Here is an 8,822-nt window from a genome sequence, read left to right on the forward strand (position 1 = left end):
AAATCGCGGAGGGTGTGGATAGGCCCCGGGTTTTGCAAAACGCCTTCAAGGGATATATCCATATCCTTTTTTGCCTGTTCAATATGCCGGGCGATAGAAAGGGTGTCTATTCCCTTTTCGAGGAACAGTTTAGCCTCCAGGCCCGTTTTCCTTATTTCATTAAATAAGGTGCGCTGTAGCCTGGAGGCTCTGTTGGCATTAAGAGTGCCAATGTTTTTTGCGGTTAATTTGTGTCCGGCCTCCTGTAGTTTTTGTACAAAACCACGAGGCAGGCTGTCCGCCACGGACAACGTGCTATCTTTAATCGTATGGACTGTATCCCTGGCCTGCCCGGCCACGTGCGTCAGCCTGGTAGAGAATATAAGCAGTATCAATAGTGTTTTCCCTACATGGCGGATCATCATCAGCTGCATCATTATTTATGGTAAACGGGACTGCGTTTTAAAAGGTATTCCAGTGCATTTTTGTAAGCGTCGTCGGTGTTGAAAAACGACTGCCTTTCCTGGGAGTACACATTGGAGCCTTGGTCGTTGTAAACGTTGAGCAGTACCACGTTCTTGTAGTTCTGGGTATTAGTAGCGAAGGTAGATCCGCTATAACGATCTTTTGAGTTGTTGGTGTTTTTAGGATCTGTTTTGGTGGTGGCGGTACCTGAGGAAGAAGAGTAGGCGGTTTGAGTAGTTTTATCTACCGTTACCACAGCTTCTATCACGTATTCCACGCCCAGTATATTACAGATGTCGTCCATCGTAAATCCTTTGATGTTGGAATTGTTGATACCGGCCTTAATGAGCAGTGCATTGGTGGTGCGTGTATCCAGTACGGTGTTAAGACCTGCATGTTTACTCAGCATGGCAAAACATTCTGACTGTGCTTTTTCGCCTACCTGGTCGGCAGCGGGCTGACCATCGGTGATAAAGGCAAAAGGCAGGATGGCGATCTTATTCCGATGATCTTCCGGCGCAACGGCTGCGGGGGCACCTGCGGTTTTGGCAGCTGGTGCGGCCTCCGGTAATCCTGGTTTGGTAATGATCTCCTGGCGTCCGGAAGCAAAGGTGATCTTCAGTATTTCTGACTTCTTGATGTTGTATACCAGTGTTTCGCCGGTGTAAGTGAACTTCACCGCATCCTCATTCATTTCCAGTATTTTACCTTTCATTTCGTCACCATTCAGTTTGATGATTACATCCGCCTTTGCGTCGGAGTTCTGAGAAAAGAGGGGTAAAGTGCATGCAATACAGATAAGTGTCGCCAGAATACGTTTCATAAATTTGACTTTTGCCTATAGTGATTAAATGTGTGTTTCGGGGAATGCACTGACTATGTACATCTTTCATGCCGGGCTCACCCATTGAACGCCTTGTTCCGGGCTCCGGTGTAAAATAGTAACTTTCTGCCTGATAGCAAAACGGGAGTAGTTGTTGCAGATTCTACGGTGTTAGACAAATTCAGGCGTCATCCCCCGATCTTCATCGACTCATAAAACTGCTTCACGTATGTATCGCCAACGGGTACCAGGTGCGGACCCATAAAAATGCGCTGTTTCTCCACACTATCTACTTTACTGATGGCGATAATAAACGATTTGTGTACGCGGATGAACTGCTGCGGGGGCAATGCCTCTTCGAAGCTCCTTAAATTCTGCAGGGTTAGTATTTTCTGTGTACTGGTCTGGATGGCCACATAATTACGTAAGGCTTCCACGAAAAGTATGTCGCTGAGGTTAACGCGGATGATACGTTTGTCGGTGCGGATGAAGATAAAGTCGGGTTGTGAGGGGATGGCTGCTGCCGGCTGCTGCCGTTGTGTTACTTTATGTACGGCATTCACGAACATCGGGAAGGGCACTGGTTTAAGCAGGTAATCCACCGCATCGTAACGGAAGCCGTCGAGCGCATACTCGTCGTAGGCCGATACCACGATTACATCTGCACCGGTACGCCGCATTTGCATAAATTCCACGCCGGTTAGTTCGGGCATTTGTATGTCGAGGAACACCAGTTTTACCTGTGGCGATTGTGCCAGGAAGGCAAGTGCTTCCAGTGGATTGGTGAAGCTGCCTGCCAGTTCCAGCTCCGGCATTTTCCGGATAAACCCGGTGATCACCTGTATCGCCAGTGGTTCATCATCCACAACTATGCATTGTATAGCCATACTACCAGTTAATTTGTAAGGTGCAATCATATTCCCGTTCACTATCGTTAATACGTAATGAATACTGCTCCGGGTAAACCAGTTCGAGGCGTTTACGAACGTTCTCAAGCCCGATACCGCCTGTTTTATCTTTCCGTTTAACGGTTTTAAAGTTATGAATGTTAAAGATAAATTGTTGCGCATCGCATTGTATGCGGATGGTAACAGGCTGGTTAGGTTGATTGGCCACACCGTGTTTAAAAGCATTTTCGACAAATGGTACCAGTAGCAGCGGGGCAATCTGGTAGTCGGATGTAGCGCCATCTATCTCCATTATTACACAATTATCACAGCCTGTGCGCAGGCGGTGCATGGCGATGAAGTCTTCCAGGTAACGCAGTTCGTTGGCCAATTTGCTGCGGTAGGTAGCGGCAGGCGGCTGGTTCGTCATATAAGACAGCAGGTGCGACAGTGTACGTGTTGCATCTATTACCTGCGGGGAACGTACCAGTGCCAGGGAGTAAATGCTGTTGAGACTGTTCATCAAAAAGTGTACGTTCAGTTGCGTGGTAAGTATACCCAGTTCGGCCTCCTGTTTTTGAGCGATCAGCAGCTGGTGGCGTTTGTCGGCCTCGAGCCAGTTGCGGAACAATACATAGGCGAGCGCTGCGCATAATACCCAGGCATGCGTCCAGGTGTGGCTGATGACATAAGCATTAAAACTCCGGTAGATGGGTACGAAGTTGCCGCGGTAGCCCATGTACAACACATCCTGCCTGAACACGAAATAAGCGATGGCGTACTTAAGTAGCGTAATGCTTACCAGCAGCAAAAGCAGTTTGGCCAGCATGGGGGCCAGTTCGCGGTGTTTGATAAACTGTGGGAACAGCCAGCGGCCTGCAGTATAAAACAATATGAAATTCAGTAAACCAAATACGCCTTCGCGGATGTGTATGGCCCGCATTTTGGCGGACGTAAGTTCGCCGGGCATGCCCAGTATGCCCATACCGTACATCACCAGCATCCACACCGCCAGCAGCAGTGCCAGTTCTTTATAGTGGCGCAGGTGGTCAGGCGGGCGATGCATATAAAGGCATGGTTAAATGGTTGATGTGCTGGTAATAACGTAAGCGGGTCAGCAGCTTTTGCAGTCGTCCGGGGCCGGGGCCGGAGGAGAGGGCGAGTGTATCGGTACCGATATTGATCCGTAGTACCACGGGCGCTTCTGCTTCCTGGTTTTCCAGTATTTGTTCGGCGGCTGCCTGTAATTGAAAGGGTGTAATGTAATGTCCCTGTGCTGATTTGTTCACCTGTACACTCACCGCCTGCCTTGGGAACAGGCGGTTGTGCAATTGCAGGTAAAGATGAAAGTAATGCAGCTCTGTTCCCAGCGGCGCTTTATCGAACCGAACCGCTTTGTCATACAGCATATACCGCAGTAACTGCGAGAGTTGTAATATCGTTTCTGCGCCTTCGCCATCGCGCTTTTGTTCATCGGCCAGCATGCTTTCGAGGGCTTTTAGTTTGCGGAGTAACAGTTGCGAGGAGAATTGCATCTGCGTATACCGGCGTTGCACTGCGGCGGTTTCTACTTCCAGTTGATAACTGGCTTTGTCGCGCGCGCGCCATTCCAGGAAAATATAGTAAGCATAGGCTGCAAAGGCTACGGCAATGCCGGTGGCCAGTGTAAACCGGAAGTAGGTGCCAAATGAAAAGTAGGTTTTGGGAAAGCCGATCATGGCTACAGCGCCCTGCAATACTTCATCTGCAAAAATGAGCGCTACTCCGTACTTGATCAGGCTAAAGACTAATACTACCGCCACCGTTCCGCCTGCCGCATACAGGTGTTTACGCCGGCCGTGCGCAGGCAGCACATAAAACGCCAGCAGGTAAAATAGCTGGAAGTTGATGAAGCCGTACAAACCGTAACGTATCAGTGTGTAACGAAGTCCGAACGCACTGCCCCAGTTCGACTGTAACATGGGGAATGTATACAGGCAAATGACCATCATCCAAAGCAGGAGATGGAGCAGGTAACGATATGTTCCGCTGGTACGCGCCATTCGGCTAAGGTACGCCATAGAACTGCATTTGCGCCGTTTTTTTTCGTACCTGCCTATTGCCTGAATGTACCTGTAAAACGCCGGTACGTACAGTTTTTACTGCATTTATGTTCCGTCACGCTTAATTTGGTATCTGTACTTGCCGTAATGGCTAAACGAAATCAAAACCACCATCAGGATGAACAATTCAATGTTTAAAACTGCCCTTATAGCGCTGGCCCTGGCACCGGCGGCGGTAATGGCTCAAAAGGCCCCCCTTACCAAACAGTTTACGGTAAAGGGTAAAGTGAAGTTTGATGTGCCTGCCGGCATGCCCAGAAAGGTGTGGCTGAGCCGCGATAATTTTACGGGTAAACCAGAAGTGGTGGACTCTGTGGAACTGGGCAAGGACCTTACCTACACTTTCCGCGTTAAACAAGACCACCCGGGTGTGTACAGGTTGAATGTCATGCATTGGGACCATCTCCAGTTCTGGAGCGATGCGGATGTTACGGTATCGTCGCGCGGGTACGATACGGCAAGAATGAAAATGAAGATCCCACACTTCTATTATGTGCAGGGTTCTTCTGACAATAATTTCATTAACCAGATGGAATTGAACAATACCAACAGTTACAGGCGAAGTGTGGAGGAATACAACCAGGAGTACTACGCTAAACAATATAAGGAAAAGAGCGGCGACAGTGCCTGGATCACTTACCTCAATACCCGCCCGCGTTACAATAAAGCGGATGAAGATGCGAAGATGCGCCGCGATTTACTGTTCAATATCTACAAAGACCGCCCTGTGCTGATTTATGCACTTCGTTATGCAGGCAGTCCGGAAGATACAACCCAGTATAATGCTACCATGGCGCAGCTCGATGGTTTACTTAAGTTATATCCATGGCTTACAGAGGCGAAGAACCTGAAAACAACGATTACCAACAACAGGTTACAGGCCATGCGCCTTAAACCCGGTCAGCCCGCCCCATCCATCTCTTACCCGGATGCAGCAGGTGTTTTACAAGGGCTGGATAAATACAAAGGCAAGTACGTGCTGGTCGACTTCTGGGCAAGCTGGTGCGGTCCCTGCCGCCAGGCGATCCCTAAAGTGAAAGATTTGTACACCACCTATAAAGATAAAGGACTGGAAGTACTGAGTATTTCTATCGACACTGATAAGAAGGCCTGGGAAAGAGCGATGGGCGAAGAAAAAATGCCCTGGGAGCAGTTGTTAAGCAACAACAAAGATAAAACGATGTCGGATTTCCAGTTTAGTGGTATTCCTACGCTTTACCTGATCGACAGAGAAGGGAAGATCGTGAGTAAATACACGGGTTACAGTCCTGAAGCGGAAGCAGGCATTAAAGCGGCGATCAACAAAGGTACTGCGGCTCCTGCGGGCGAGCGTAAATCGATACCTATGATTTCCATGTAAATAACATGATCTATGTCAACAAAAAGGCGGGCCATATATTGGCCTGCCTTTTTCATAGCTATTATGTATACCGTTACAGGTAGTTGTTGATGATGTTTTCCAGGTACTCCTGGCGTCCACTGGTAACGGCTGGTTCGCCGTTTTTTACTGCGTAGTCACGCAGTTGTTCCAGGCTGGCCGTTCCTGCTTCGAAGGCTTTGGCTTCGGCGCTGTTGAACGACTGGTAACGTTGCTCGCGGAGTTTTTTGTACTCGCTGTTTTCCAGTATATTGGCAGCAGTAACCAGCGACCTCGCAAACGCGTCGATACCGCCGATGTGTGCATGGAACAGGTCTGCAGGGTCGGTTGAGTTCCTGCGGATCTTGGCGTCGAAGTTGATGCCGCCGCCTTTAAAACCACCGCCTTCGAGTATAATGAGCATCGATTCGGTGAGTTCGTTCAGGTTGGTGGGGAACTGGTCGGTATCCCAGCCGTTCTGGTAGTCGCCGCGGTTGGCGTCCATGCTGCCGAGCAAACCGGCATCTACGGCTACCTGTAACTCGTGCTGGAAGGTGTGACCGGCCAGGGTGGCGTGGTTTACTTCCAGGTTTAGTTTAAAGTCGCCCAGCAGATCGTATTGGCGCAGGAAGCCGATAACGGTTTCTGCATCGTAGTCGTATTGGTGTTTGGTAGGCTCGCAGGGTTTGGGCTCTATGAAGAAGGTGCCGGTAAAACCGTTTTTCCTTGCATAGTCGCGCGATGTTTGCAGGAACCTGGCCAGGTGTTCTTTCTCTTTTTTCATGTTGGTATTCAGCAGGCTCATATAGCCTTCACGGCCGCCCCAGAACACGTAGTTCTCTCCACCCAGTGCGATCGTGGCATCCAGTGCTGCTTTTACCTGCGCGCCGGCATGTGCCAGTACATGGAAGTCCGGATTGGTAGATGCACCATTCATATAGCGGCGGTGACTGAACAGGTTGGCGGTGCCCCATAAGAGTTTCACGCCGCTGTCTGCCTGCTTCTGCTGCAGGTATGCTGTAAGCTGGCGCAGCCTGTTTTCATTGTCGGCTACATCGTTTGTATAATCCACCACGTCTACGTCGTGGAAGCAGTAATAAGGTAAACCCAGTTTAGTGATCATTTCAAAAGCCGCATCGGCCTTATCTTTTGCACGTTGGATGGGATCGGGATTTTTATCCCAGGCAAACAGGTGGGTGGCCTCACCGAAAGGATCGGCCCCATTGCCATTAAAGGAATGCCAGTAAGCAACAGCAAAGCGTAACCAATCTTTCATGGTTTTACCTGCCACGGTTTTATTTTCATCGTACCAGCGATATGCGAAGGGATTAGTGGTTTGCGGGCCTTCGTATTTAATAGCAGGCACGCTATCGAAGAATGCTGTTTTTCCGGTCAGTATTTTCATGTTTGTGGTTTATGGGGCAAATATCACCTGATGGCAGTTGGCAGGCAACCGCTATTTTTGAAAGAAAATATGCTATCTTATCACTTTTTAAGAAGAGGTGTGCTTTATAATGATAAAATAAGGTGTAGGATGAAAACGCTACTGCAAAAGATAACGATCGAGGGTAATGAGAGTTTTGCCTGCCGGGTGTACGAAACTCCCCGGTTCGAAACTACCTGGCACCAGCACCCGGAGTATGAGCTGATCGTTATTCTGAAAGGGCATGGCACGGCTATTATAGGTGATAGTGTGGCGGACTATAAGGAGGATGATGTGTTTTTCCTGGCAGGCAACGTGCCGCACTGGTTCAGGAAGAGTGAAGCAAAGATGACCGGTGCCGCGCTGGTCATACACTTTACGGCCGACTGCTGGGGCAATGGTTTGCTGGACATGCCGGAGATGAAAGCGGTGCAGTTATTATTACAGAGGAACAATGGCATTGTACTGGAAAAACGCCTGAAGCAGGACGTTAGCCGCATGATGTTCGCCATGCACGAGGCGAAGGGATTCGACAAACTGATTTTACTATTGCAATGCCTGCAACGCATCGGCGGCTCCGTATCCTATAAAACAATGACGGAAGATTTCAGTACGCCCGCCAATGCGGTAAACGAAATCATCGCCAGGGTGATGGATTTCTCCCTGAAACATTACCAGGGGCCGGTTACATTAGCGGAAGCCGCTGCAATGGCCAACATGAGCGTGCCCAACTTCTGCCGCTTCTTCAAAAAGAATATTAAGAAAACCTATTTTGATTTTATACGCGACCTGCGTATCAGCCATGCCTGTAAGTTATTGGCCAGCACCAACCAGCCTATATTGGATATATGTTATGATAGTGGTTACAAAAGTTGGGCGCATTTTTCCAAACAGTTTAAGGAGGTAAAAGCGCAAACCCCCAGCCAGTACAGGCGACAGTATCAGCAGTAATCACCATCAGCCTTACCGCGTTTAATCGGCCACCGCCAGGTTTTGCAGGTTACGGCACGGGGTGATATGCGGTGTATAAATGTCCAGCAGGTCTTGTATCATTTTAACTTTTCGTCCCCACACGGTGGCCTGCTTAAACCTTTCATGCGCTGCCAGCTTTGCCGGTGAACCCTTTTTACCCCTTTTGGGGCGGCGGCGCACATACCAGTATCTGGCCGTTCCGCGGCTGTATCACTATTTGTTTCCCGAACATGCCCGAGCAGCCGGCAATGAAGAGGTTTTTATCGTTTACTATCATGTTGTATATTTTATGCAAAGGTCGGCCGGCCGTTTTTTTCCAGTTGATAAACGTGTGAGTTTTTGAGCGGGAAGCAGAACGAATGCCGGACGAACAGGATAGGAAGAGGGTACCCTGGCGATACCTGGCAGCTATCAAACGGGAAAGGCTCCATGGTCCCCCCACAGGAAAATCATCCATCATTACAGTAAAACGTGTCATTGGCTCCCAGCCCGGGCTAGACTAATTTAATGCACTGAAGAAATTCCACATTATTGATCAAACAGCCCAGGGCTTGGATGTCATGTTTATAAAGAAATACTTTGAAGAATTCCAGCCGGATGAAGTCCGGGAAACTAAAGGCCGCACCATCACTGAAACCGATATTGTACTCCATGCCGGGCAGTCGGGCGATTTTTTTCCTCATCATATGGACGAAGAATGGTGTAAAACACAGCCATTCAAAAAGCGCATCGCTCACGGAACGCTCATATTTACGGTGGCTATTGGTCTTACAGCCGAGCTTATTAATGAGGTGTCCATGACCTACGGGTACGA

General features: G+C 49.1%; 10 protein-coding genes. 3 read left to right on the forward strand and 7 right to left on the reverse strand.

Annotated elements, in window-relative coordinates; genetic code table 11:
- From QZT80_RS26645 to QZT80_RS26665, 5 genes are all read right to left on the reverse strand, one after another.
- Positions 1–416 (reverse strand): hypothetical protein (locus QZT80_RS26645; protein ID WP_295129441.1); only part of this gene is annotated, 416 nt, incomplete at its 3' end.
- Positions 416–1,267, reverse strand: coding sequence for a hypothetical protein (locus QZT80_RS26650; protein ID WP_295129443.1), 852 nt, complete (start codon positions 1,265–1,267; stop codon positions 416–418). The genes QZT80_RS26650 and QZT80_RS26645, both read right to left, overlap by 1 nt.
- Before the next feature lie 188 nt (positions 1,268–1,455).
- Positions 1,456–2,154 (reverse strand): LytTR family DNA-binding domain-containing protein, encoded by a 699-nt coding sequence (locus tag QZT80_RS26655; RefSeq protein ID WP_295129445.1) that lies wholly within the window; start codon positions 2,152–2,154, stop codon positions 1,456–1,458.
- Position 2,155: 1 nt separating this feature from the next.
- Positions 2,156–3,220, reverse strand: coding sequence for a sensor histidine kinase (locus QZT80_RS26660; RefSeq protein ID WP_295129447.1), 1,065 nt, complete (start codon positions 3,218–3,220; stop codon positions 2,156–2,158).
- The gene (locus QZT80_RS26665) at positions 3,204–4,214 is read right to left on the reverse strand and encodes a histidine kinase (protein WP_295129449.1); all 1,011 of its coding nucleotides are present in this window, start codon (positions 4,212–4,214) and stop codon (positions 3,204–3,206) included. The genes QZT80_RS26660 and QZT80_RS26665 overlap by 17 nt, the downstream gene beginning before the upstream one ends.
- Before the next feature lie 160 nt (positions 4,215–4,374).
- Between QZT80_RS26665 and QZT80_RS26670 the strand changes: the two genes are divergently transcribed.
- On the forward strand, positions 4,375–5,616 hold the full coding sequence (locus QZT80_RS26670) for a redoxin family protein (protein ID WP_295129451.1): 1,242 nt from the start codon (positions 4,375–4,377) through the stop codon (positions 5,614–5,616).
- 73 nt (positions 5,617–5,689) lie between these two features.
- On the opposite strand, the gene xylA is transcribed toward QZT80_RS26670, so the two are convergent.
- The gene (gene xylA, locus QZT80_RS26675; RefSeq protein ID WP_295129452.1) at positions 5,690–7,018 is read right to left on the reverse strand and encodes a xylose isomerase; all 1,329 of its coding nucleotides are present in this window, start codon (positions 7,016–7,018) and stop codon (positions 5,690–5,692) included.
- A gap of 129 nt (positions 7,019–7,147) precedes the next feature.
- On the opposite strand from xylA, the gene QZT80_RS26680 reads away from it, so the two are divergent.
- Positions 7,148–7,987, forward strand: a complete 840-nt coding sequence (locus QZT80_RS26680) for an AraC family transcriptional regulator (RefSeq protein ID WP_295129454.1) — start codon at positions 7,148–7,150, stop codon at positions 7,985–7,987.
- A gap of 175 nt (positions 7,988–8,162) precedes the next feature.
- On the opposite strand, the gene QZT80_RS26685 is transcribed toward QZT80_RS26680, so the two are convergent.
- Complete coding sequence (locus QZT80_RS26685) at positions 8,163–8,285, reverse strand: hypothetical protein (RefSeq protein WP_295129456.1); 123 nt, start codon at positions 8,283–8,285, stop codon at positions 8,163–8,165.
- A 283-nt stretch (positions 8,286–8,568) separates the two neighbouring features.
- Here QZT80_RS26685 and QZT80_RS26690 point away from each other — a divergent pair.
- The coding region (locus QZT80_RS26690; protein ID WP_295129458.1) for a MaoC/PaaZ C-terminal domain-containing protein at positions 8,569–8,822 on the forward strand (254 nt) is incomplete at its 3' end.

This window comes from uncultured Chitinophaga sp. (genome assembly GCF_902168175.1).
Lineage (GTDB): Bacteria > Bacteroidota > Bacteroidia > Chitinophagales > Chitinophagaceae > Chitinophaga.

Excerpts from the sequence above, each read along its gene's own strand:
- QZT80_RS26650 (WP_295129443.1), bottom strand. The coding sequence starts at position 1,267 with ATGAAACGTATTCTGGCGACACTTATCTGTATTGCATGCACTTTACCC.
- QZT80_RS26655 (WP_295129445.1), bottom strand. The coding sequence starts at position 2,154 with ATGGCTATACAATGCATAGTTGTGGATGATGAACCACTGGCGATACAG.
- QZT80_RS26660 (WP_295129447.1), bottom strand. The coding sequence starts at position 3,220 with ATGCATCGCCCGCCTGACCACCTGCGCCACTATAAAGAACTGGCACTG.
- QZT80_RS26665 (WP_295129449.1), bottom strand. The coding sequence starts at position 4,214 with ATGGCGTACCTTAGCCGAATGGCGCGTACCAGCGGAACATATCGTTAC.
- QZT80_RS26670 (WP_295129451.1), top strand. The coding sequence starts at position 4,375 with ATGAACAATTCAATGTTTAAAACTGCCCTTATAGCGCTGGCCCTGGCA.
- xylA (WP_295129452.1), bottom strand. The coding sequence starts at position 7,018 with ATGAAAATACTGACCGGAAAAACAGCATTCTTCGATAGCGTGCCTGCT.
- QZT80_RS26680 (WP_295129454.1), top strand. The coding sequence starts at position 7,148 with ATGAAAACGCTACTGCAAAAGATAACGATCGAGGGTAATGAGAGTTTT.
- QZT80_RS26685 (WP_295129456.1), bottom strand. The coding sequence starts at position 8,285 with ATGATAGTAAACGATAAAAACCTCTTCATTGCCGGCTGCTCGGGCATG.